Raw genomic sequence first — 24,806 nt, forward strand, 5'->3', positions numbered from 1 at the left:
ATGGATTACAGTGCTAAAGTTATGGACCATTTTACTAATCCAAGAAATGTTGGAGAAATTGTTAATGCTGACGGAGTTGGAGAAGTTGGTAATGCTAAATGTGGAGATATAATGAAGGTTTATTTAAAAGTGGTGGATAATATAGTAGTAGATGCTAAATTTAAGACATTTGGTTGTGGCTCTGCTATAGCATCTTCAAGTATGGCAACAGAACTTATAAAAGGTAAATCTGTTGATGAAGCCTGGACACTTACAAATTTAGCAGTAGCTGAAGCATTAGACGGACTTCCTCCAATAAAAATGCATTGTTCAGTACTTGCTGAAGAAGCTATCCACAAAGCAATTAATGATTATAGAAGTAAAGCTGGACTTGAAGTATGGGATTTCGTTGAACACGATGATATACATGGTGAAGTACACGGAGAATAGGTGATTATAAGATGAAGAAAAAAGTAGTTATTGGAATGAGTGGTGGAGTTGATAGCTCTGTAGCTGCATATCTTTTACAAGAGCAGGGCTATGAAGTTATAGGAATTATGATGAAACTCTCTCCAGATAATCCTGATTATGAAGAGAATGAAGGTGGATGTTGTTCTATTTCGGCGGCAAATGATGCAAGACGTGTTGCTGATGTACTAGATATACCATTTTATGTAATGAATTTCAAGGATGTTTTTAAAACAAATGTTATTGATAACTTTATTGATGAGTATATGGAAGGTAGAACACCAAACCCCTGCATTGTCTGTAATAAAAAGATTAAATTTGAAGAGTTTTTAAGAAAAGCTCAGGCGCTTGGAGCTGATTATATAGCTACAGGCCATTATGCTAAAATTGAAAAACAAGAAGATAGATTTGTACTTAAAAAATCAGAAGATGACAAAAAAGATCAAACTTATGCTCTGTATACTTTAACACAAGAGCAACTAAGTCATACTTTAATGCCTTGTGGGGATTATTCTAAGCCAGAGATACGTAATATTGCAGAGAGAATCGGACTAGAAGTTTTCAAAAAGAGAGATAGCCAAGAAATCTGTTTTATACCAGATAATGATCATGGAGCCTATATTAAAAAGTATAGTGGCAGAGAAATAAAGCCAGGAAACTTTGTTAATAATGAGGGAAAGATTGTTGGAACTCATAAAGGAATAGTATACTATACTATAGGTCAACGTAAGGGCCTTGGTATGGCGCTTGGAAAACCTGTTTTTGTTAATGACATTAATCCTTTAACTAACCAAGTGGTAATAGGCGACGAAGAAGATATTTTTAGAACGGGGCTTATAGCTAAAGATTTAAATTTTATCCCATTTGATAAACTAGATTCAAATTTAAGAGTTACAGCTAAGATAAGATATTCGGCAACTCCTCAAGCAGCTACTTTAATTCCTATAGAACATGATAGAGTGAAGGTTGTTTTTGATGAGAAACAAAGAGCTATAACCAAAGGCCAATCTGTAGTTTTCTATATTGAAAACTTAGTAGTTGGTGGAGGTATAATAGAGGAAATACTCTAAATCTGCTCTAATATATATAAAAGCAGAGGGATATCTAGTTAAAAAACTAGTTATCCCTCTGCTTTTATTGAAAATAACAATTAATAATTAGAGTAACTAGAGTAGATCATAGATTTTCTATTTTGATTAAAAGGAGAACATTATGATGTACAGCGATAAAGTTATGGAGCATTTTTACAGTCCAAGAAATATGGGCATATTAGGTGATGCAAATGGTATCGGCGAAGCTGGAGACCCTAATTGTGGAGATATCATGAAAATTTATATAAAAGTTGAGAATAATATAATAAAGAGTGTTAAGTTTAAGGCTTTTGGTTGCGGATCAGCAATAGCGTCTTCTAGCATTGCTACTGAGCTTATAAAAGGCAAAACATTAGAGCAGGCATGGCAACTAACCAATAAGTCTGTTATTGAAGCTCTAGAAGGATTACCACCTTTAAAGGAACATTGCTCTGTGCTTGCAGAACAAACTATACATAATGCAATAAATAATTTTAGGGAGTCACAACATCTTGAACTTTGGAAGAGTGATTTAAAATAAGAATACAAAGATTTATAAACTTGTAACCTAAAATAAGCTACAATAATTATTAATTATTGTAGCTTATTTTAGGTTATCTACTTAATAAATTTTGTATTTTATTGTTAATAATAAAAGTATTTACTGAATCTATTGAGTCATTGTTAATATTAAATTTTTCTTTGAGTTTTAGTACCCGGTATACACTCTCATCTAGCCTGCTTTCTTTTATGACATTGCTTAACACTGCAGCTTTTAATGAATTTATTACTTTTAGTTCATTGTTATAACCATGGCATACTAAGATAATATCACTTCCGGCATTAATGGATTTAACGGAGGCGTCACCGATGTCAAAATACTTGATTATCGCTCCCATAGTCATATCATCAGTAATGACTACTCCTTGAAATTTCAAAGATTCTCTTAAAATACCTGTAATAACGGCTTTGGACATACTTGAAGGATTAGTAGCATCTACTTTATTAAGTAAGATATGTGAGACCATAATGGTATCTATTTTCTTTTTTATAGCTTCCTTAAAAGGTAGCAGTTCAAATTCATTAAGTTTTGATAAATCTTTATTCACTACAGGGAGTCCAACATGTGAATCAACTAAAGTATCCCCGTGACCCGGAAAGTGTTTTACTACTGGAATCACATTGTTACTTATTATTCCCTCCATTGTTTTAATTCCTAGTTTGTTAACAATGTTCACATTATTTCCAAATGACCTATCTCCTATTACACTATTATTGGGGTTACTATTTATATCTAAAACAGGAGCGAAATCCATATTAAATCCAAATAGATTAAGTTCCTCTCCAATCACTTTTCCAATGTTGAAACTTAAATTACTATCATTTTTCTTTGCTATGATTTGACTTGAAGGAAGCTTTTTAATATCATTAGGCATCCTGGAAACACGCCCACCTTCCTCATCTACAGAAATAAAGAGAGGTGTTTTATTTTGAGAATTTATGCTTTTTAACGAGTTAATTAATCCAAGCAATTGATTTGAATTCTTAACATTATTACTAAATAAAATAACTCCTCCGACTTTAAACTCTTTAATTAAATTTGATATATCAGTACCAAGCGAATATCCATCAAGCCCAACAATTACTAACTGACCAATTTTTTCATCTAAACTCATACCATCAATTTTGAGTTGTAGTGCATCAACTTCTTCGACTTGAGATTGAGGTTTCGTATCGTCAGGGCTAGTGCTCGGTATTATAATTGGATTAGAGTTTGAATTAAATATACTACAGCCTGTAAGGAGAAACCCTAAGGTTATTAATAAAGATAAAATTAACTTTTGCATTATTAAGTTTCACCGCTTTCTTTTTAAATAATAAAATTATTAGATAACTATACTATTTAATATATATATAATCAATAGTCCTAAAAGAACTGAAAATTAAACATATAACTTTAATGCTTGTAATAATTTATTGAGATAATGGATACGATAACTTAAATAATAATAATTTTTCTTGTAGGTGAGAATATGTTTAAAAGTAAAGACTTTCTATTTATGGATGTTGTAAACGCTCAAGGCACAAAAATTGGATTTATAAGAGATTTGCTAATAGATTTTAATAAGGGGAAGGTAATTGGATTTATGATATCTCCCTATAAATTTTTCCATAAAAATTTAAGCGTTTTAAAAGAAGATATTATATATTTCAACAAGAATATGGTGGTTAAAAAGACTGAAAAAAATAAATATTTATGTTTACATAGTTTTATTAATATGGATGTAATTGATAAGTGTAGCAATGTATTTGGAATGGTTGAGGAAATTACTTTTACATGTGATACTTTTGAAATAAAGGGAGTTATAGTCTCCTCTGGGTTTGTTATAAATTTGCTTAGAGGGAAAAGAATAATGCTAATAAACGAACTAATACTTGGAGAAGAAAATCTTCTCTACACTCCTACTTGTAATGAATATTCTTTTAAGAGTATGCCTCATAACTTTTTTGTAGAGGGGAAGGCTAATGAAAAGAAATAGCAAGAAAAAGTTAGCTTTAACTATTGTATGTATTACTATTTTTATATTAATTACGTTTATCTCAATAAGAATACCAATTGTAAAACAATTAATAAATTTAATTTTCATCTCTTTTATTGTGGCATACATACTTAAACCTTTATATATGCTTTTAATTGGAAAAGGAGTAAATAAAAAGGTAGCATCTGCTTTAATAATAGTGGGGTTAATAACTTTAATATCAGTAACTTTTATAGTGGTAATCCCATCGATATTTAGAGAAAGTTTACATATAAATAAGGCAATAAATGATTTGGGCAAATACATAATTAATGCAAATTTAAAGGTAAAGGTATTAAGTACAAATAAAGTCATGAGTAGTATTATAAATACTGTATACTATAAAACAAATGCACAAATAATTGTAATATTCAATAAGATTCTAGACTCTATTATGGGTCTCGGCGAAAATATATTAACGTATATGGTATCCCCTTTAATAATCTATTATTTTTTGTACGATAGTGAAAATATGATTAATAAAACATTAATAGTTTTTCCCCCAGAGAGCCGAAATGTAATAAAAAAAATCATAAATGATATAGATAAGGTTTTAGGGAGATATATACTAAGTCAACTTATTTTATGTGGAATTATATCAATTGCTACATTTTTGATTTTGATATTTATGAATGTTGATTTCCCTTTGATACTTTCCTTAATAAATGGTATTTTTAATATAATACCTTATTTTGGACCAATATTTGGTGTTATACCTATAATTTTAATTGCTCTCTTAGCATCACCCAAAATAGCACTTTACACAACATTATGGCTATTTGCTCTTCAACAAATAGAAGGAAGTATCTTATCTCCCAAAATTATTGGTGAGAGTATAAGTATGCATCCGTTGACAGTAATATTTCTATTAATGATAGGGGGAGAGGCTTACGGTATTTTAGGTATGATACTTGCTGTTCCTCTAGGTGTAGTGATTAAAGTAATATACGAGGACCTAAATTATTATCTATTTTAATTTTATAAAAACATAATATAATTCATTATTTGTTGACAACAATTATATTTTTATTTATAATTTGTATATATTGATTTATTAAAGCATGATAGGCTATATTAAATAGATAAACTAATATTAGGTAATGATGAGAAATAGTAAATATATATATTCATTCAGAGAGGAAGTGGAAGGTGCAAACTTCTTGATACATATATTGAAGCTATCTTTGAACCTTATTTTGTTGAGAGATATTACAGTATAATTAATTTTTATTAATTATACTGTAATATAATTAGGGTGGTAACGCGGAAAACTTTCGTCCCTTGTTTTAGGGGGACAAAAGTTTTTTTTTAAGTTCAGTTTATGGAAATTATTAGAATTAATTGGAGGAGATATTATGGAGAAATTAGGATTGAATGAAATAAGAGAATCCTTTCTAGAATTTTTTGAAGCTAAAGAGCACTTAAGATTAGAAAGTTTTCCTTTAGTTCCTAAAAATGATAAGAGTTTATTACTTGTGAATGCTGGGATGCAACCTCTTAAGCCATATTTTACAGGAATTCAAACACCACCTAATAAAAGAATAACTAATTGCCAAAAATGTATTAGAACTGGTGACATTGAAAATGTAGGAAAGACATCTAGGCATGGTACTTTCTTTGAAATGCTTGGTAATTTTTCATTTGGAGATTACTTCAAAAAAGAAATTATTCCATGGGCTTGGGAATACATAACCGTGGTTTTAAATATTCCAAAAGAAAATTTATATGTGACTATTTATTTAGAGGATGATGAGGCTTTTAATATCTGGAGTAATAGTACTGATATTGATAAAACTCGTATTTTTAGGTTAGGTAAAGAAGATAACTTCTGGGAAATAGGTCAAGGGCCTTGTGGACCAAGTTCTGAAATACACTTTGATAGAAAAGTAGAACTCGGACAAATAAAAACTGAGGATGAGTTTATACAGGCCGGAAATGAAGATAGAGTAATAGAATTTTGGAATTTAGTATTTACTCAATTTAATAAAGATGAGGACGGTAATTATAATAAACTAGCCCATCCTAACATAGATACAGGAATGGGTCTTGAGAGAATAGCGTCTATAATGCAAGGTACAAGTAGTATCTTTGAAGTTGATACTATAAAAAATATCCTAGAAGAAGTTTCAAGGGTATCAGGAGTAAAAAGTGGTAAAAGCCCTACTGAGGATATATCCCTTCGAATTATAACGGACCATGTTAGAAGCACAACATTTATGATAAGCGATGGTGTTCTTCCATCAAATGAGGGTAGAGGGTATGTCCTTAGGCGTTTACTTAGGAGAGCAGCAAGACATGGCAGGTTACTCGGAATAAAAAACACTTTTTTAAGTGAACTTTGTAATACAGTTATTGAAAATTCGTTTATTGCATACCCAGAGTTAAAAGAAAAAGAATCATATATTAGAAAAGTTATAAAAATTGAAGAAGAAAGATTTTTAGAAACTTTAGATTCAGGTATGGACATTCTAAAAGATTACATCGAAGAACTTAAAAGCAATAACAATAAAGTTTTAAGTGGAGATAAAGCTTTTAAATTATACGATACATATGGATTTCCTTATGAAGTAACAGAGGAAATACTTTCAGATGCAGGTATTGGAATTGATTTAGATGGATTCAATAGCGAAATGAATAGTCAAAGAGAAAGGGCAAGAGCAGCTAGGGGAACATCTAATTATATGGGCAATGGAATAAATGTATTGGATTTAATTCCTAAAGAGATAGAAACAAAATTTGATGGTTATGATAAAACAGAGTTAAATTCTAAAGTTACACTTATAATAAGAGGCGAGGAACTTGTTAAAGAACTTTCAAATGGAGAAAAAGGGATTATAATTACAGAAGTTACTCCTTTTTATGCGGAAATGGGAGGTCAAACTTCCGATAATGGCGAAATATTTAATAATAATTTCAGAGCAACAGTTTATGATTGTCAAAAAAGCGCTTCTGGTAAATTTGTACACTTTGTTAAGCTGGTTGAAGGTTCACTTTTTACAGATGAAGTAGTAACCCTTAAGGTTGATGTTGATAAAAGATCTCAAATTTGTAAAAACCATACTGCAACCCACATGCTTCAAGAGGCTTTAAGAATAGTTTTAGGTGATCATGTTCATCAATCAGGTTCTTATGTAAATGACGAAAAATTGAGATTTGACTTTACTCACTTTTCTGCACTTAGTGAGAAAGAAATTATCAAGATTCAGAAAATTGTAAATGATAATATTATGAAAGCGTACACAGTTAATACGAGTGTTATGTCAATAGAAACAGCTAAGGAAAGTGGAGCAATAGCACTATTTGATGAAAAGTATCAAAAGGACGTTAGAGTAGTATCCGTAGGTGACTTTAGTAAGGAACTATGTGGAGGCACTCATGTAAAAAATTCAGGCGAAATTGGACTATTTAAGATTTTATCAGAAGTTGGTGTAGCCGCAGGTGTTAGAAGAATAGAGGCTATAACAGGTAGAACATCTGTGAAATATATTGACGAAAAAAATGACTTAATCAAGGAAATTTCTACTACATTAAAATGTTCAGAAAAAGACATAATTAGTAGGTTACAAGTTCAATTGGATGAATTAAAAGACAAAGAAAAGGAAATAATCTTATTAACAGGAAAATTAGCTAGTTCTTCCGTAAATGAGATGTTAGATAATATCCACGAAGTTAAAGGTGTTAAAGTAATTTGCGGTCATGTTTTAGATATGAGTGGAGATGCTTTAAGAGATTTAGCAGATAAACTTCGTGATAAACTCGGTGATGGCATTGTAGTAATCGGAAGTAATGTAGATGGTAAAGTTCAATTAATTGCTATGGCATCAAAGTCTGCAATGGAAAAAGGAATACACTGTGGTAAAATAATTAAAGAAGTTGCTAAAATTGTTGGTGGCGGCGGTGGCGGAAGACCTGATATGGCAGAAGCAGGTGGAAAGTATCCAGAAAAATTAGGAAATGCAATAGATAATGTATGTTCTATAATTGAAAGATTAGTAAAATAGTATACTTTTTGCGATAGTTGTTTTATAATATAATTAGTAATAAGTAATTAATTATCGTTAATATTCATTTATGGAAATCTATGTAAATGAAGGAACTACTTTATAGTATTTAGTATTTAGTAATGCAATGGAATGAATTACATTATTTATCATATTATGAGAGAGGGGTGTATAAATATGGATATTAATCAAAATACAGTCCAATTTGATTTTGTAAAAGATAAAAAAGATTTAACAAAAACTATTTTGACTGACGTGTATAATTCACTTATAAAAAAGGGTTATAACCCAGTCAATCAAATGGTAGGGTACCTAATTTCTGGAGACCCAACATATATAACAAACTACAATGGAGCAAGAGCGCTTGTTAGAAAACTAGAAAGAGATGAAATATTAGAAGAAGTTTTGAAATCTTATCTAGATATTAAAAAATAAAATGCCCTTAGGGCATTTTATTTTTTAAGGTTAATAGGTTACTTTTAAAGGAGTATATAAATGAGGATAATAGGTTTAGATATTGGAGACAGAACAATAGGTGTAGCTGTATGCGACCCATTAGGATTAACAGCCCAAGGAATTACAACAATTAAAAGAAAAAGTATTGTTTTGGATATAGAAGAAATCTCCAAAATATGCAAACAGTATGATGTAGAAAGTATTGTATCAGGACTACCTAAAAATATGAATGGAACTATAGGACCTCAAGGTGAAAAAGTTCAAAGGTTTTGCGTAGCACTTAAAGAAACTTTGAATTTAGAGGTGAAAATGTGGGACGAAAGATTAACTACAGTAGCCGCTAATAGAGTAATGCTAGAGGGTGACTTATCAAGATCTAAAAGAAAAAAAATTGTAGATAAAATCGCAGCTACATTTATTTTGCAAGGATATTTAGACAGTTTAGGGACACATTTATAAATTTATATTTATAGATATGTTATTTAAATATAGGTATTATTAATAATATGATTTAAAGGAGAAAAAATGGATAATAATGTTGAAACAATACTATTAAACGATGAAGAGGGAAATGAGATAGAGTTTGATGTACTAACAAAACTAGATATTGAAGATAAGGAATATGTGATAGTTGCACCAACAGGAGAAGAGGACATTGATGCAATTGCACTTAGAATTGATAAGGATGCAGATGGAAATGATATCTTAGTTACAATAGATGATGATGAGGAATTTGAAATGATTTCAGAGGCTTACGAAGCAATTTCTTAGGTCATTATTTAATGAAGATATAAATTAATTAGCCTGCTTTCTTAATACTAAATGATTATCAATTGACAATTCCCTAATAAAGTATTAAACTATATATATAGTAAACATAATTTATATATCTTGTCAAATGATAGTTGTAGAAAAGGGGTAATTGCATGTCAAAGGTAACTCCAGAGAGCGTTGAGAGTTTAAAAGAAACCTTAAAACAAGAGGGATATAAGCTAACTCCACAAAGGAGAGCTATTTTAAATGGCATAATTAAGAGTGAAGGTAGTCATCTTACAGCAGAGGAACTTTATGACTTGGTTAAAGTTGACTGTCCAGAAATAGGTCTTGCTACAATTTATAGGACTGTTCAACTTTTAGAAGAAATGGGTGTTATTCGAAAGCTAGATTTAGATGATGGTTGCAGTAGATATGAACTTAACCATGAAGATGAGCACCATCAACACCACCACTTGATATGTAATCGCTGTGGAAAAGTACTCGAGGTTGAGGGAGATTTACTGGAAGAACTAGAGTCAATCGTTGAAAAAAAATATAATTTCAAGATTGAAGATCATAGTTTAAAATTCTATGGTGTTTGTGATGTGTGTGCTAGCAAATAATTGATAATTATAGCGGCATGCATAAGCAACATTAGATTATTGCGAAATGATAAAATTGGATTAGTTATATCATTTCGCAATAATGTATAATAGACACAGTTGACTTTTTTGCAAGATAACATTAAAATAAGTATAGTAAATGCGAAAGTTGGATACTATAAGACGTATCCAATTTTTGTTTGTGTAAAATGTGTAAACTTACGAAAAAAAAATTGGAGGATTAATAATATGAATTTATTTACAAGAAATGATGTTAGAAATATAGCAATAATTGCCCACGTAGATCACGGCAAAACTACACTAGTGGATTGTCTGCTTAAACAAAGCCATGTTTTTAGAGAGAATGAAAGAGTTGAAGAGAGAGTAATGGATTCAAATGATTTAGAAAAAGAAAGAGGAATAACAATTCTTTCTAAGAATACAGCAGTAATGCATAATGGGATTAAAATAAACATAGTTGATACTCCAGGACATGCTGATTTTGGTGGAGAAGTAGAACGTGTACTTAAGATGGTTGACAGTGTACTTCTTGTAGTTGATGCATATGAAGGTCCAATGCCACAAACTAAATTTGTTTTAAAGAAAGCATTAGAATTAGACCTTAAACCTATCGTTGTTATAAACAAAATTGATAGAAAAGATGCTCGTCCTACAGATGTACTTGATGAAGTCTTTGACCTATTTGTTGAACTTGGAGCAGATGATGAACAATTAGATTTCGCAGTGGTATATGCTTCTGCTAGAGAAGGTTTTGCAAAGCTTGAAGTTGAAGATGAAAGTGACAACATGGAACCATTATTTGATTCTATAATTAAGAATGTAAAAGCACCAGAAGGATATTTAGATATGCCTCTTCAAATGCTTATTTCAACTATTGATTATAATGAGTATGTTGGAAAAATTGGAATAGGAAAAATTTCAAGAGGATCAATCAAAAGAAATCAACAAATAGCACTTATAGCAAAAGATGGTAAGATAAACAACGTTAAAGTTTCAGCTCTTTTCGTTTATGATGGACTTAAGAGAGTAGAAACTGAAGAAGCAATTCTTGGTGATATAGTAGCAGTATCTGGTATTCCAAACATTAACATCGGCGAAACAATAGCTGATGTGCTTGAACCAGAAGCACTTCCGTTCGTTGAAATTGATGAACCTACTCTAACTATGAATTTCATGGTTAATAATTCTCCGTTTGCTGGTCAAGAAGGAACTTTCGTAACATCAAGACACATAAGAGATAGACTTATGAAAGAACTTGAAACAAACGTTAGTTTAAGAGTAGTAGAAACTGAAGATGGAGATGGTTTTGAAGTAAGTGGAAGAGGAGAACTTCATCTTTCAGTTCTAATTGAAACTATGAGACGTGAAGGTTATGAATTCCAAGTGTCAAAAGCAAATGTTATATTTAAAGAGGAAAATGGACATAGAACAGAGCCAATTGAGCATCTTACAATTGACGTTCCAGAAGAATTCATGGGCGTAGTAATGGAAAAAATGGGACCTAGAAAAGCAGAGATGGTTAATATGACTTCTGCTATAAATGGATATACTAGATTAGAATTTAAAGTACCTTCAAGAGGATTGATTGGGTTCAGAAGTGAACTTATGACTGATACTAAAGGTAATGGTATAATGAATCACGTTCTAGATGGTTACGATAAGTACAGAGGAGAAATCCCAGATAGAAGTAAAGGATCACTTATTGTTTTTGAAGGCGGAGACTCAGTAACTTACGGATTATACAATGCTCAAGAAAGAGGAACTCTATTCATAGGAGCAGGAGTACCTGTATATGCAGGAATGATTGCTGGAGAATGTGCTAGAGCTGGAGACATAGAAGTTAATGTATGTAGAAGGAAACAGTTAACAAACACTAGATCTTCAGGAGCAGATGATGCACTAAAATTAACTTCACTAAAACCTATGACACTAGAGCAGTGCTTAGAATTTGTAGCTATAGATGAGTTAGTTGAAATCACTCCTGTAAGCATTAGAATGAGAAAAAGACTATTAGACTCAGGTGAAAGAAAAAGAGCAGGTAGTAAATTAAAATAAATAGTATAAAATAAAATATATTAATGAAAAAGAAAACCGGAACATTAATTTGGACGGTTTTCTTTTTTTAATGTACATAGGTAATTTAAATATAACATGAGGTTTTTATTTGACTTGTGTTAATAGATTTTGGAGGAAATTAAATGAGTGGGGTAACATATGATTATATGGAACATTATTTAAGAGAACTAATTCCAAGTAATAATGGTATTATAAAGGATTTAGAAGATTTTGCGATTGAAAATAGAGTACCTATAGTTCAAAAAGAAACTGCTAAATTTTTAGAATTAATGATTACTATGAATAGACCTAAAAGGATTTTAGAGCTCGGAACTGCAATAGGATATTCTGCTATCTTAATGAATATAGCTTCCGGTGGTCTGAATGAAATTACAACTATTGAACGGGATGAAAAAATGATAGAGATTGCAAAGTCTAATATAGAAAAATACGGAATGCAGAGTAAAATCACTATTTTGAAAGGTGATTGCCTAGAAATACTAGAAAATCTTAATGATGAGTATGATATGATTTTTATGGATGCAGGTAAAGCACACTATAATCACTTTTTGCCGCACTGCCTAAGGCTGCTTAAAAAAGAAGGAGTTCTTATTGCTGATAATGTGCTTTTTAGAGGTATGGTTGCATCGAAAGAGCTTGCAACACATAGAAAAATCACTATAATAAAACGTATGAAAAGCTATTTAGAATTAGTATCTAATAATGATGACCTTATAACTTCTGTAATACCGATGGGAGATGGCATCTCAGTTACGGTAAGAAAATGCCCGGGGATGAGAGAGGAGAAATGAAACTTATGAAACCAGAAATATTAGCACCAGCAGGGAATTTAGAAAAATTAAAAGCAGCCATAAATTTTGGAGCAGACGCCGTTTATTTAGGTGGAAGTAAACTAAATTTGAGAGCTTTTGCAGATAACTTTAGCAATGAACAATTAAAAGAAGGTATCGATTTTGCTCATTCAAAGGATAAAAAAGTATATGTTACTTTAAATGTATTTCCTCATAATGAGGATTTAGATGGAATAGAAGATTACTTAAAAGAACTTTATGAAATAGGTGCAGATGCTATTATTGTTTCTGATCCAGGAATTATTATGACGGCTAGAGAAGTTGTACCAAATTTAGAAATACACTTAAGTACTCAATCTAACAATGTTAATTATAAATCAGCTATTTTTTGGCATAAGCAAGGTGTTAAAAGAATTGTTCTTGCAAGAGAATTATCGCTCCAAGAAATTATAGAGATTAGATCGAAATTACCAGAGACTTGTGAACTTGAGGCGTTTGTTCATGGATCCATGTGCATGGCCTATTCTGGAAGATGTCTTATGTCGAATTATATGACAGGTAGAGATGCCAACCGTGGACAATGTGCTCAACCATGCAGATATAAATATTTCTTGATGGAAGAAAAAAGAGATGGTGAATACTTCCCTATACTTGAAGATGATAAAGGCACATATATAATGAATTCAAAAGATTTATGTATGATAGAACATATACCAGAACTAATGAAATCAGGCATAGCGTCCTTTAAGATAGAAGGAAGGATGAAAAGTTCATACTATGTTGCATCTGTATGTAAATCCTATAGAGAGGCTGTGGATGCCTATGTAGCGGATCCGGAAAACTATAAATTACAGCAAAAATGGATGGATAATCTTTTAAAACCTAGTCATAGACACTTTTATACTGGATTTTACTTTGGAGACCCAAACAAACAAATATTTGAATCCTCATCATATATTAGAAATTATGATATAGTTGGAATAGTACAAGAATATAATGATGAAAATAATACTGCTTTAATAGAACAAAGAAATAAGGTGTACCAAGATGATATCGTTGAAGTATTAAGACCTGTTGGAGATAATATATTAATAACACTTAATGATATGAAAAATTCTAAGGGCGAGAATATTGCATCAGCACCAAGCGCTCAAATGTTATTTACTGTAAATACAAAAGAAAAACTTCGCCCAAATGATATACTTATAAAATCAAAGGAGAATGAATAATGAATCGTCCAATTTTGATAGGTATAACTGGTGGAACAGGTTCAGGTAAAAGTACTATAGCTAGAGAAATATATAAACAATTTGGTGACACTTGTATCGCAATGATTGAGCAGGATTCATATTACAAGGATCAAAGTAATCTTTCATATGAAGAGCGAATAAAAACAAATTATGATCATCCGGATGCTTTTGATACTACACTTTTAGTTAATGATTTAAATATGCTTATACAAGGACAGAGTATTGAAAAGCCAATATATAATTTTGAAATACATAACAGAATAAAAGAAACGATTTGCGTTATGCCAAAAGAAATTATAATATTTGAAGGAATTCTAGTACTTTCAGAAAAAGTCCTACGTGATATGCTTAATATTAAAATATATGTAGATACTGATGCTGATGTGAGGTTTATAAGAAGACTTACAAGAGACATTAACGAGAGGGGTAGGACAACGAACTCTGTTATAAATCAATATTTAAATGTTGTTAAACCAATGCATGAACAATTTACTGAACCTACTAAAAGGTACGCTGATATTATTATACCTGAGGGTGGACATAATAAGGTCGCTATAGATTTAATTACTGCAAATATAAGCCATATACTTCAGAAACAGCAAACATAAAATAATATATACACAGTATAAAACATCTCATTTTAGGCGAGAATTAGTCTAGGTGAGGTGTTTTATGTATAATAGAAATAACATATTTGGTAACTCAATTCAAAAAAGTGAAGTTAAGAAAAGATTATGGATAATTATGTTTATATTTATACTATTATTTTGTTTATTAGTTTGGAGAATAGCAAATTACATGTATTTTAAATCTTCGCCACTTAAATCTATGTTTAATGCTCAATATACAATTGATGAAACATATGGTCTAAGATATAAGTTAACTGATTGCAATGGAGAAGATCTTTTAAATCATGTTATTAACTATTATGCAATTATTGATCCAGTAGATTATTTAAGATTTAATGAATATACAAGCAAATACGACATGCAAGCTTTGATTATTACTTTAAGAAACTATAATAAAAACTATGATTTAGAAAAAATAAAAGGAACTGGCTCCGGAGATAAACTAAGATATAAAATTGATGAAGTTACTTATAATAAGCTTAAGGATATAAAAAAGGTAAAAGGGTTTTATGCTTTCAAATCCAACGATATAGTCAATAATGAAAATTGGAAAATTGAAAATGTATTAATTAATACAAAATATAATAAAAATGTTGGTGGCGGGTTATATAAATCCGTATCCAAAAGTGATAATTCTTTAGAAATGCAGTTAATTGCTAAAACCAAAAACAATAAATTGACAAAAATCAGGTTTTCTAAAGGGGTTAATGGTGAAATAGCTGATGGTACGATTATTAAGCCTAAAAATAATGTTAATGTAAGACTTACCATAAATAAAGAAATACAAGCTAAAATCGAGGATATCCTTCATGATAAGGAATATGAAAAATATGGTCAAATTGGTGTTATCCTTATGGAAAGCGGTAGTGGAAAGATAAGAGCAATGTCACAAAAAAACGATAATGAATCTAATATAAATATGGGACAGCCAGGTACAAATGGTGCTTTGCCAGGGTCTATTTTTAAAGTTATTGTGGAACAAGCCGGGTTAGATATGAATTTAATAACAAATAACGAAATAACTACAGTAAACCCTGCATTATTCAAGGGAGATACTCATAACTACAAGGGTAGGACACAATTTACAGTTGGAGAAGCTTTGCGAGATTCTTTAAACAACATATTTGCTCAAATAGGTTACAAAATAGGTTTTGAAAATATGTATGAGTACGCAAGAAAGCAAGGAATGTTAAGCAAAGTATTAAATCTTCAGCAAGAAGAAAGCGGTAAATTTGATGGAGATGTTAGTTTGTCAAGTGAAAAAGATGTTATACATCAAACATCAATAGGGCAGAAGATGAGAATAACCCCTTTAGAAGCTCTTAGTATTCCAAGTACTATCATTAATGATGGGATATATGTACAGCCAAGCATAGTAGATGCATACATAAATGATAATAACGTAGTAGTCGAAAATATTACTCCTAAATCTTCGAGAGTCTTAAAAACTGAAACTGCCCAAGAAGTAAAAAGTGATATGTTAGATGTAGTAAATAATGGTACAGGAGTCCAAACTAAAATACAAGGTATGAATATCGGCGGAAAAACAGGTACTACTGAGTATGAAGAGGATAAAAAAAAAGGTTCTGATGGCTGGTTTGTTGGTTTCTTCACAATAAAAAACATAAATTTTTCTATGGTTGTTTTTGTAAAAAACATAGATTTGGGACAAAAGGAAGGTATAGGAAGCCAAGGTGGTGGAGATACTGCAGCTCCAATTTTCAAAAAGGTTATTAATGTACTTAAATCTATGGAGTGATTAATATGTTAAAAATAAAATTAATTAATTTCTATGTACATGCACTTTCAATAAAATAAATCATATTATATTAATAAGCTCTATTAGGAGGAACATCTGTGTTTTTCATGAATTGTTTATTAGATATGATTGGAAACATTACATTTTTAACAGCTTATATAACTGGTAGTAGTTCATTTCCTCAGCCATTAAGTGAAGAAGAAGAAAAATCCTATTTAATAAAACTTGCTGGAGGCGATTTGCTAGCTAAAGGCGTATTAGTTGAACGAAATTTAAGACTAGTTGCACATATTGTAAAAAAATATTCTTATCCAGGCAAGGATGTAGATGACTTAATATCTATTGGGACTGTAGGGCTTATTAAAGCCATTGATTCATTTGATGCAAATAAAGGAACAAGACTTGCCACATATGCTGCAAGGTGCATAGAAAACGAGATACTCATGCTTATTCGAAACAATAAGAAAACAAAAGGGGAAGTATATCTGCAGGACCCTATTGGTATCGATAAAGAGGGAAATGAAATCTCCCTTATGGATGTATTAAGTAGTGATGAAGATTCCATTATTGATATAGTTGAGAGTAAAATACAAATTAAAAAACTTTATAATAAAATAAATGTATCACTAATGGCTAGAGAAAAAATGATAATTCAGATGCGATATGGATTACTTGATGGTAATCCACGAACGCAAAGGGAAATTGCGCTGATTTTAGGGATTTCTAGGTCATATGTTTCGAGAATTGAAAAGAGAGCATTAAAGAAACTTAAAAAGGAATTAAACAGTTCTAATATAAACTGATAAATATTTCTAGTAAATTGTAATAACTATGTTATAATTATACATTGTACACCACACGGTGGAATAAAGATAAAAGAACAGGGGGCCCAATAATGATACCTCTTAGTGAACTACTAGAAAAAACAACCATTAAAAATGCATCAGATTTGCACCTGACAGTTGGATCAGTACCTATTATTAGAGTTAGTGGACATCTAATACAACTAGGGAAAGAGAAATTAACACCCTTAGATACAGAAATCTATTCAAAAGAAATTTTAGGGGATTCTTATAAAGAATATTTTGAAGTCGGAGAAATTGACACATCTTATTCCATTGGTGGTCTTGGCAGATTTAGAGTTAATGTTTATAAACAAAGGGGAAGCGACACTATAGCAATAAGAGCAGTTGCGCTTAAAATACCTACCCTTAAAGAACTTGAGCTCCCAGAAGTTGTTAGAGCTCTAACGACAAGGCAAAGGGGACTAGTTTTGGTAACTGGGCCTACAGGTAGTGGTAAAAGTACAACTCTAGCTGCTATGGTTAATGAAATAAATTCAACTAGAGCATGTAATATTATAACCCTTGAGGATCCAATCGAATATTTGCACAAACACAATAAATCTATTATTAACCAAAGAGAAATTGGTAAAGACAGTAAAAACTATAAAAATGCTTTAAGAGCGATCCTTAGAGAAGATCCAGATGTTATATTAGTAGGTGAAATGAGAGATCTTGAAACAATCTCTATTGCTATTACTGCAGCTGAAACCGGGCATTTGGTTTTTTCTACTCTACATACTATAGGGGCTGCAAAAACAGTAGACAGAATAGTTGATGTTTTCCCACCATATCAACAGCAGCAAATTAAAGTTCAATTAGCTGCGGTAATGCAGGGAATAGTTTCTCAGCAATTAATACCAAAGTTAGACGAAGTTGGACGAGTTGCTGCGCTTGAGGTAATGATATCAACTCCAGCTATTCAAAACCTTATTCGTGAAGGTAAAACACATCAACTACAGTCTTGCGTCCAAACTGGTGGTAAATACGGTATGAAGACTATGGACATGTCTATTGCAGAGTTATATAAAAAAGGTATCATATCTAAAGATGAAGCAATGACTTACTCAGTTGACAATGAAATGATGGTAAGAATGTTATCGCTTTAGTAAATAATTAGCAAATGAAGTTAAAAGCATGAAATAATTACGGCTTTTAACTTCATTTTTATTTTAATTAAAATAAAAATAGCACTATTTGGATGAATTTACTTAGCATATAATATTGCTTTTTCTATATATTGCTATTATACTTAGTCTAGAAGGACAAGTTAGCTTTTTAACATCATTAAATTAATGTGTTATACTAATTTGAAATTAAGTTTATATGTCTCTGTAACTATACAATCAAATGTAATTAAATTTGATTATATTTAAATTTATAATAAATATTTAAAAAAATGATTTAAATAAGAGGGAAATTTATTTTTTTGTTGAATATATAAACTTAAGGTTTCTCGTGCGAGGGGGGATAAACTTAATGAATGAACAAATAGTAGGAATCGATTTAGGATCATCAAAAATATGTGGAGCAGTTGGTAAAGTTAGTAGTAATGGAAAACTTCAGATTATAGGCATTACATCAGTAGTATGTAGTGGTTTAAATAAATCAGTTGTGATTGATATTGATAGTACAGCTGAAGCTATAAAACAATGTATAACACAATTAGAACGTATGACAGACATGCAAATAAGTGAGGCATATATATCACTGCCTGGAGGTATTTGTGAACTAGTTAGGAATACTGGAATGATTGCGATATCTTCTGAAGACAGAGAAATAAAACAAAGTGACGTGGACAGAGTTATAGAAGCGGCTAAACTTATCTCAGTTCCATCCGATAAAGAAATAGTAGGTGTTGAACCTGAACAATATATAGTTGATGGATATAACAACATTAAGGATCCTAGAGGAATGAGTGGTATAAGGCTTGAAGTTGAAGGACAAGTAGTAATGGCACAATCCACAGTAGTTAGTAATTTACTTAAAAGCGTTAAAAGAGCTGGAATTAAAGTTAATGGAATAGTACTTGGGCCGTCAGCTATATCTGAGGCTGTACTTAGGAAAGAAGAGAAGGATATGGGCATAGCCCTCGTAGATGTTGGAGCGCAAACAATTGATATATCTATTTACAAAAGCGGGAAATTAAAACATACTTCTCTAATTCAGTTAGGTGGAGATAGTATCACCAATGATATATCAGTTTGTCTTAAAGTCCCTTTCAGTGAAGGTGAACGATTAAAACTTAAATTCGGAACTTTAGTTAAATCTAAAGAAGAAGACCAAATAAAAATTAGAGTTAAAGACTCTTATGATAATTCAATGGAGATTGATAACAGTTTGTTAATTGATATCATTCATGCTAGAGTAGAAGAATTGTTACATTTAATTAAAAGAAACTTGCTAAATAGTGGGTTTTATAAAGAAATATCTGGTGTAGTTATAGTTGGTGGTGGATTGTCTTTATTCAGAGGTACTAACGAATTAAGTAAAGAAATATTAAGTAACCCAGTAAGAATTGGTTCTCCCGAGTATGTAGGGGCAGCAAGTCCACTATATGTTACAGCGGTGGGAATAGTGCTTCAAGCAGTTAATAATTTTAAAACTAGTAATAGTATATTTGAAGAATCAGATGAATTATTACATGATAACAAATGGTCAAAAAACCAAAATATAAATGGAAAAAATAAATTTGCATCAAAAGTCAAGGGTTTTTTTGCGGATTTTTTCTAAAAAGGAGGTATTGTTGTGCTAGATTTTGATGTTGATATTCAAGAATTTGCTCAAATTAAAGTAATTGGGTGTGGTGGCGGAGGAAACAATGCTATAAACAGGATGATAATGGAAGGTCTTAAAAACGTAGAGTTTATAGCTATAAATACAGATAAACAGGCTTTAATTCTTTCTCATGCTGTTCAAAAAATTCAAATAGGTGATAAACTAACTAAAGGACTCGGAGCAGGAGCTAATCCAGAAATTGGTATGAAAGCAGCAGAGGAAAGTAAAGAAGAAATCTCCCAAGCAATAAAGGGAGCAGATATGGTGTTTATTACTGCAGGAATGGGAGGCGGTACAGGTACTGGTGCTGCACCCGTGGTTGCAGAAATTGCTAAATCAATGGGAATACTTACTGTAGGCGTAGTTACTAAACCATTCCCTTTTGAAGGCAGAAAAAGAATGATTAATGCTGAAATAGGAATAAAGACACTTAAGGAAACCGTAGATACTCTAGTCACAATTCCAAATGAAAGATTGTTAACCATGGTTGATAAAAAAACTACATTAATGGATTCTTTCAAGATGGCAGATGATGTTTTAAGACAAGGTATACAAGGTATATCTGATTTAATTACAATACCTGGTCTAGTAAATCTAGATTTTGCAGATGTGAGAACTATTATGCTTGCAAAAGGTCTAGCACATATGGGTGTTGGTAGAGCATCAGGAGATAATAGAGCTCAAGAAGCAGCAAAACAAGCTATTTCAAGTCCATTACTTGAAACATCAATTGTTGGTGCTACAGGCGTTCTATTAAACATTACTGGTGGAATGGATTTAGGATTACTTGAAATAAATGAAGCAGCAGAGATTGTACAAGGTGCCGCAGATCCAGATGCTAATATTATATTCGGTGCAGTTATAGACGAAGACTTAAAAGATGAAATAAGGATAACAGTTATTGCAACTGGATTTGAAAGTGATAACGTGATGAAACATAAAACTCCGATAATGACTAAAGCTAAAGACATGGTTAAACCAATTGAAGAAGTTGCTTATACTAAGGACTTTGAAGATACAGATTCAGATTTAGAAATTCCAGCATTTTTAAGAAGACAAAGTAAGTAAGAAGTAATAAAGTGCCTTTTGGCACTTTATTTGCGTTCAGGACCATTTTTATTGTTTATTGGACATATTATCTCTGAGATGCAATTACGTTATCTAAAGCCATTATAAAGTGGATTGTTAACGTAATGAATTTATAGGTCGTATGCCTTTTTTTTATTGGGTTGTTATTTAAAATAATATGGAAGCTAGTGACGTTTTATGGAAGAATAAAAATAAAAATCCGTGGTAAAAAATGACAAAATTTTAATTGAATAAGTTATATAATAATTTAAAGGAGGAAGGGCAAGTGATAGTATATGTAGATGTTCTAATATTCGTAAATTTTATAGTCAATCTTTTCGTATTACATGTTACGGTCCAAACATTAAGAAAAAAAGTAAAACTTATGTGGATGTGTATTTCAAGTTTTGTAGGAAGCTTATATGTTTTAACAGTAGTGTATCCAAAACTTAAATACTTAACATATTTACCTTTTAAAATTTTGATAATGATTGTTATGATTGTAATTGTTTTTAGAGAGAAGAATATTTTATTTACTATTAAGGCTTCTTTAATCTTTTTATTATATTCAATCCTTTTAGCAGGAATGTGTTTATTTATTCAAATGAATAATAGTAACAATATGTCATTAAATTTAATTATAATTGATTTTCCTTATGAAAAATTAATGCTTTCAATAATGGTAATTTATATATTGATATATCGAATAATGATTTTTATTGGCGATAGAAAAAAAATATCAACATTGATATACACTATTGATATTGTTAATAAAAATTATAAAAAAACTATTAAGGCATTTTTAGATACCGGAAATGAACTCCGCGAACCTGCTACAAATTTACCAGTATTAATAGTCGAACGTGATGTTTTAGGGGATATTATAACAGAGAAAAACAACACATTCCTCATCCCATATACAGTAGTAAATGGAACAAGCAGTAAATTTAAAGGCTTTAAACCTGAGTATATTAATATTCATATTGATAAAAAAAACATTGAAACAAGAGATGTAATTATAGCCTTTTGTGAGTATAAATTAAGCAAAGATAATGACTATAATGGACTAATGTCTAGAGGCATACTAAGTTAAATAGCCTTTGTATAAAATAAATAGTATATGTAATTAGCATAGATAAGGAGGAAATTATGTTTAATTTTAAAGTTATGCTAAATAAGTTATTTGTCAAATTCAAATTATTTTCAAATAATTTGTTTTATATAGGAGGGAATGATGCGCTTCCACCTCCTTTAACTAGGGATGAAGAAGAAGAACTAGTATTTAAATTAGATACTGGTGATAAAAAAGTAAGAGCTACTTTAATTGAAAGAAATTTAAGGCTCGTAGTGTATATAGCAAGGAAGTTTGAAAATACAGGAATAAATGTTGAAGATTTGATTTCTGTAGGAACGATAGGTCTTATAAAAGCAGTTAATACCTTTGATCCTGAAAAAAAAATTAAGCTAGCTACATATGCTTCACGATGTATTGAAAACGAAATTTTAATGTATCTTAGAAGAAACAGTAAAATTAAAACGGAAATTTCTCTTTATGAGCCCTTAAATGTTGATTGGGACGGTAATGAGTTGTTGCTTTCAGATATTATTGGTACAGATAATGATGTGGTTTACAATATTATTGAAGAGGATGTAGATAAACAGTTGCTTTTTCTTGCTATGCAACGTTTAAATTCAAGAGAAAAAGAAATTGTACAATTAAGATTTGGATTAAATGGAACAACAGAAAAAACACAAAAAGAAGTGGCTGATATACTTGGAATATCACAATCATATATTTCAAGACTTGAAAAAAGGATAATAAAGAGATTGCAAAAAGAAATAAATAAGATGGTTTAGAGTTTGATTTTTATAAATACGCATTAAATAAATATAATCTAAAAATGTGTGGGGGTCCTTTATGGACCCTTTTGTTATTTTCATAAAAAAAGAAAAATATTATAATTATAATATTTAAAGCGATTTCTGAATATAAATAGTATAAAGCATAAGGTACATTAAAAAATATTATCGGAGGTTAAAAAAATGGAAAGCTTAATGTTTGCAATAAATAACTTAAGACAGATGGAAATTATTGATATAAATTCAGGTTCAAAGATGGGATATATAAAAGATTTAAAAGTTGATTGTGAGGAATATAGAATTATTTCCATAGTACTTCCAACCCAAAAGTCTAATTGGTTCAATAAAAATAATAGTTTAGAAATCCCCTGGGAAAAAGTAAAAAAAATCGGTGTAGATGTTATTCTAGTAGATGGTAGTGATGTAATTATGGAAAATGAATAAGAATCTATTTTAATTTATAAGAAAAGTGTATAATGTTATTATAATTGCTAACTATACTAGGAAAAGGGCGTGACTACCATTGAAATGTCCATATTGTAGCTGTGAAGAGAGTAAAGTAGTTGACTCTAGGTCGACAGATGATAATATCGCAACAAGAAGAAGAAGAGAGTGCCTAAGTTGTTTTAAAAGATATACTACTTATGAAAAAGTGGAAGATGTCCCTATTTTAGTAATGAAGAAAGATTTTAATAGAGAATATTTTGATAGAACTAAAATATTAAATGGTCTTATGAAGGCATGTCAAAAGAGGCCGGTTTCAAGAGTGCAAATGGAAGCCATTTGTGATCAAGTAGAAAAACAGTTGAATAATGAAATGCTTACAGAAGTAAAGTCAGATTATATAGGAGAAATTATCATGAACAAACTAAAAAATGTAGATGAGGTCTCTTATGTGAGGTTTGCTTCAGTTTATAGGCAGTTCAAAGATATTAATACTTTTATGGAAGAGATAAGAAAGTTGATGTCAAAGGAGTAAAACCCTTTTGGCATTTTTTATTTAACTTAGAAAAGAACTAATAGAAGAGTTTACTAGTGAAGATATTTATAGTAATATTATTATTAGTTATGAAATGAATATTGATTTAGAAAATATATTTTGAGGAAAAATATGGAGGGGTTAATATGGCTGAGGAAAAAATATTGGTAGTTGATGATGAAGAACATATACAAGAGTTAATAAAATTCAATTTAGAGAAAAGTGGATATAAGGTTATATGTACCGGTAACGGTATAGATGCTATAAAAATTGCCAAAGAACAATTACCACAAATAATGCTTTTAGATTTAATGTTACCTGGAATGGATGGGTTAGATGTTTGCAAGGAAATCAGAAAGGATGCTACTATGTCTAACATGCCAATAATAATGATAACGGCTAAAGGTGAAGAAATAGATAAAATTATTGGACTGGAACTCGGAGCAGACGATTATATTACAAAGCCATTCTCAGTAAGGGAGCTAGTTGCGAGAATTAAGGCTATACTTAGAAGAAGTACCATGCCTGTAGTCGAAAAGACATTCAATGTTGGTAATTTGGTTATTGATTTTGCTAAACATGAGGTTATGAAAAGTGAAAATAAAATTGATTTAACTTTAAAAGAATTCGAACTACTTCAAATTCTAATAAAGAATAAAGGCAGGGTTATGACTAGAGACTTCTTGCTAGATAAAATATGGGGTTATGAATATGTAGGGGAAACAAGAACTGTAGATGTACATATTAGGCATTTAAGGCAAAAAATCGAAGATGACGATAAAAATCCGGTTTATATCCAAACTATCAGAGGTATAGGATATAGATTTAATTTTGGAGAGTAA

25 protein-coding genes and 1 other annotated feature are annotated in these 24,806 nt (G+C 30.7%); of the genes, 24 read left to right on the forward strand and 1 reads right to left on the reverse strand.

Annotated elements, in window-relative coordinates; all coding sequences use genetic code 11:
- From nifU (KPL55_RS07530) to nifU (KPL55_RS07540), 3 genes are all read left to right on the forward strand, one after another.
- On the forward strand, positions 1 to 429 hold the full coding sequence (gene nifU / locus KPL55_RS07530; RefSeq protein WP_216306094.1) for a Fe-S cluster assembly scaffold protein NifU: 429 nt from the start codon (positions 1 to 3) through the stop codon (positions 427 to 429).
- A gap of 11 nt (positions 430 to 440) precedes the next feature.
- Complete coding sequence (mnmA, locus tag KPL55_RS07535) at positions 441 to 1,517, forward strand: tRNA 2-thiouridine(34) synthase MnmA (RefSeq protein WP_216306095.1); 1,077 nt, start codon at positions 441 to 443, stop codon at positions 1,515 to 1,517.
- Positions 1,518 to 1,662: 145 nt separating this feature from the next.
- Complete coding sequence (gene nifU, locus KPL55_RS07540) at positions 1,663 to 2,058, forward strand: Fe-S cluster assembly scaffold protein NifU (RefSeq protein ID WP_216306145.1); 396 nt, start codon at positions 1,663 to 1,665, stop codon at positions 2,056 to 2,058.
- A gap of 73 nt (positions 2,059 to 2,131) precedes the next feature.
- Here nifU (KPL55_RS07540) and nagZ read toward each other — a convergent pair whose 3' ends face one another.
- The gene (gene nagZ, locus KPL55_RS07545; RefSeq protein ID WP_216306096.1) at positions 2,132 to 3,364 is read right to left on the reverse strand and encodes a beta-N-acetylhexosaminidase; all 1,233 of its coding nucleotides are present in this window, start codon (positions 3,362 to 3,364) and stop codon (positions 2,132 to 2,134) included.
- 186 nt (positions 3,365 to 3,550) lie between these two features.
- Here nagZ and KPL55_RS07550 point away from each other — a divergent pair, with 186 nt between their 5' ends.
- The 21 genes from KPL55_RS07550 to KPL55_RS07650 all read left to right on the forward strand — a co-directional run bounded on the left by KPL55_RS07550 (position 3,551) and on the right by KPL55_RS07650 (position 24,806).
- Positions 3,551 to 4,057 carry a PRC-barrel domain-containing protein gene (locus KPL55_RS07550; protein WP_216306097.1) on the forward strand — a complete coding sequence of 169 codons (507 nt, stop codon included), beginning with the start codon at positions 3,551 to 3,553 and terminating at the stop codon, positions 4,055 to 4,057.
- On the forward strand, positions 4,044 to 5,072 hold the full coding sequence (locus KPL55_RS07555; protein ID WP_216306098.1) for an AI-2E family transporter: 1,029 nt from the start codon (positions 4,044 to 4,046) through the stop codon (positions 5,070 to 5,072). The genes KPL55_RS07550 and KPL55_RS07555 overlap by 14 nt, the downstream gene beginning before the upstream one ends.
- A gap of 115 nt (positions 5,073 to 5,187) precedes the next feature.
- Positions 5,188 to 5,381 (forward strand) — a binding site (T-box leader).
- Between the two features lie 70 nt (positions 5,382 to 5,451).
- On the forward strand, positions 5,452 to 8,097 hold the full coding sequence (gene alaS, locus KPL55_RS07560) for an alanine--tRNA ligase (RefSeq protein WP_216306099.1): 2,646 nt from the start codon (positions 5,452 to 5,454) through the stop codon (positions 8,095 to 8,097).
- Between the two features lie 177 nt (positions 8,098 to 8,274).
- Positions 8,275 to 8,532 carry an IreB family regulatory phosphoprotein gene (locus KPL55_RS07565; protein ID WP_216306100.1) on the forward strand — a complete coding sequence of 86 codons (258 nt, stop codon included), beginning with the start codon at positions 8,275 to 8,277 and terminating at the stop codon, positions 8,530 to 8,532.
- A gap of 60 nt (positions 8,533 to 8,592) precedes the next feature.
- Positions 8,593 to 9,012: a Holliday junction resolvase RuvX gene (gene ruvX, locus KPL55_RS07570; RefSeq protein WP_216306101.1), complete on the forward strand. Its 420-nt coding sequence runs from the start codon at positions 8,593 to 8,595 to the stop codon at positions 9,010 to 9,012.
- A 66-nt stretch (positions 9,013 to 9,078) separates the two neighbouring features.
- A complete protein-coding gene (locus tag KPL55_RS07575) occupies positions 9,079 to 9,324 on the forward strand; it encodes a DUF1292 domain-containing protein (RefSeq protein ID WP_216306102.1) in 246 nt (81 codons plus the stop codon).
- 155 nt (positions 9,325 to 9,479) lie between these two features.
- Positions 9,480 to 9,932, forward strand: coding sequence for a Fur family transcriptional regulator (locus KPL55_RS07580; protein ID WP_216306103.1), 453 nt, complete (start codon positions 9,480 to 9,482; stop codon positions 9,930 to 9,932).
- Positions 9,933 to 10,160: 228 nt separating this feature from the next.
- Positions 10,161 to 11,987 carry a translational GTPase TypA gene (gene typA / locus KPL55_RS07585; RefSeq protein ID WP_216306104.1) on the forward strand — a complete coding sequence of 609 codons (1,827 nt, stop codon included), beginning with the start codon at positions 10,161 to 10,163 and terminating at the stop codon, positions 11,985 to 11,987.
- Between the two features lie 143 nt (positions 11,988 to 12,130).
- Positions 12,131 to 12,799, forward strand: coding sequence for an O-methyltransferase (locus tag KPL55_RS07590; RefSeq protein WP_216306105.1), 669 nt, complete (start codon positions 12,131 to 12,133; stop codon positions 12,797 to 12,799).
- Positions 12,796 to 14,028 carry a peptidase U32 family protein gene (locus tag KPL55_RS07595; protein WP_216306106.1) on the forward strand — a complete coding sequence of 411 codons (1,233 nt, stop codon included), beginning with the start codon at positions 12,796 to 12,798 and terminating at the stop codon, positions 14,026 to 14,028. Before KPL55_RS07590 ends, KPL55_RS07595 begins: the two co-directional genes overlap by 4 nt.
- A complete protein-coding gene (gene udk / locus KPL55_RS07600; protein ID WP_216306107.1) occupies positions 14,028 to 14,657 on the forward strand; it encodes a uridine kinase in 630 nt (209 codons plus the stop codon). Before KPL55_RS07595 ends, udk begins: the two co-directional genes overlap by 1 nt.
- 64 nt (positions 14,658 to 14,721) lie before the next feature.
- Positions 14,722 to 16,437, forward strand: coding sequence for a penicillin-binding transpeptidase domain-containing protein (locus tag KPL55_RS07605; RefSeq protein ID WP_216306108.1), 1,716 nt, complete (start codon positions 14,722 to 14,724; stop codon positions 16,435 to 16,437).
- A gap of 107 nt (positions 16,438 to 16,544) precedes the next feature.
- Complete coding sequence (gene sigK / locus KPL55_RS07610) at positions 16,545 to 17,240, forward strand: RNA polymerase sporulation sigma factor SigK (protein WP_246599347.1); 696 nt, start codon at positions 16,545 to 16,547, stop codon at positions 17,238 to 17,240.
- 92 nt (positions 17,241 to 17,332) lie between these two features.
- Positions 17,333 to 18,388 (forward strand): type IV pilus twitching motility protein PilT, encoded by a 1,056-nt coding sequence (locus tag KPL55_RS07615; RefSeq protein ID WP_216306110.1) that lies wholly within the window; start codon positions 17,333 to 17,335, stop codon positions 18,386 to 18,388.
- Positions 18,389 to 18,758: 370 nt separating this feature from the next.
- The gene (gene ftsA / locus KPL55_RS07620; RefSeq protein ID WP_216306111.1) at positions 18,759 to 20,012 is read left to right on the forward strand and encodes a cell division protein FtsA; all 1,254 of its coding nucleotides are present in this window, start codon (positions 18,759 to 18,761) and stop codon (positions 20,010 to 20,012) included.
- Between the two features lie 15 nt (positions 20,013 to 20,027).
- On the forward strand, positions 20,028 to 21,125 hold the full coding sequence (gene ftsZ, locus KPL55_RS07625; RefSeq protein WP_216306112.1) for a cell division protein FtsZ: 1,098 nt from the start codon (positions 20,028 to 20,030) through the stop codon (positions 21,123 to 21,125).
- 286 nt (positions 21,126 to 21,411) lie between these two features.
- Positions 21,412 to 22,218 (forward strand): sigma-E processing peptidase SpoIIGA, encoded by an 807-nt coding sequence (gene spoIIGA / locus KPL55_RS07630; RefSeq protein WP_216306113.1) that lies wholly within the window; start codon positions 21,412 to 21,414, stop codon positions 22,216 to 22,218.
- A gap of 56 nt (positions 22,219 to 22,274) precedes the next feature.
- Positions 22,275 to 22,982, forward strand: coding sequence for an RNA polymerase sporulation sigma factor SigE (gene sigE, locus KPL55_RS07635; RefSeq protein ID WP_216306114.1), 708 nt, complete (start codon positions 22,275 to 22,277; stop codon positions 22,980 to 22,982).
- 186 nt (positions 22,983 to 23,168) lie between these two features.
- The gene (locus KPL55_RS07640; RefSeq protein ID WP_216306115.1) at positions 23,169 to 23,429 is read left to right on the forward strand and encodes a YlmC/YmxH family sporulation protein; all 261 of its coding nucleotides are present in this window, start codon (positions 23,169 to 23,171) and stop codon (positions 23,427 to 23,429) included.
- Between the two features lie 79 nt (positions 23,430 to 23,508).
- Complete coding sequence (gene nrdR / locus KPL55_RS07645; protein ID WP_216306116.1) at positions 23,509 to 23,964, forward strand: transcriptional regulator NrdR; 456 nt, start codon at positions 23,509 to 23,511, stop codon at positions 23,962 to 23,964.
- A 146-nt stretch (positions 23,965 to 24,110) separates the two neighbouring features.
- Positions 24,111 to 24,806 (forward strand): response regulator, encoded by a 696-nt coding sequence (locus KPL55_RS07650; protein ID WP_216306117.1) that lies wholly within the window; start codon positions 24,111 to 24,113, stop codon positions 24,804 to 24,806.

The sequence above is a fragment of the Clostridium lacusfryxellense genome (assembly GCF_018861735.1).
Classification (GTDB): Bacteria; Bacillota; Clostridia; order Clostridiales; family Clostridiaceae; genus Clostridium_AD; species Clostridium_AD lacusfryxellense.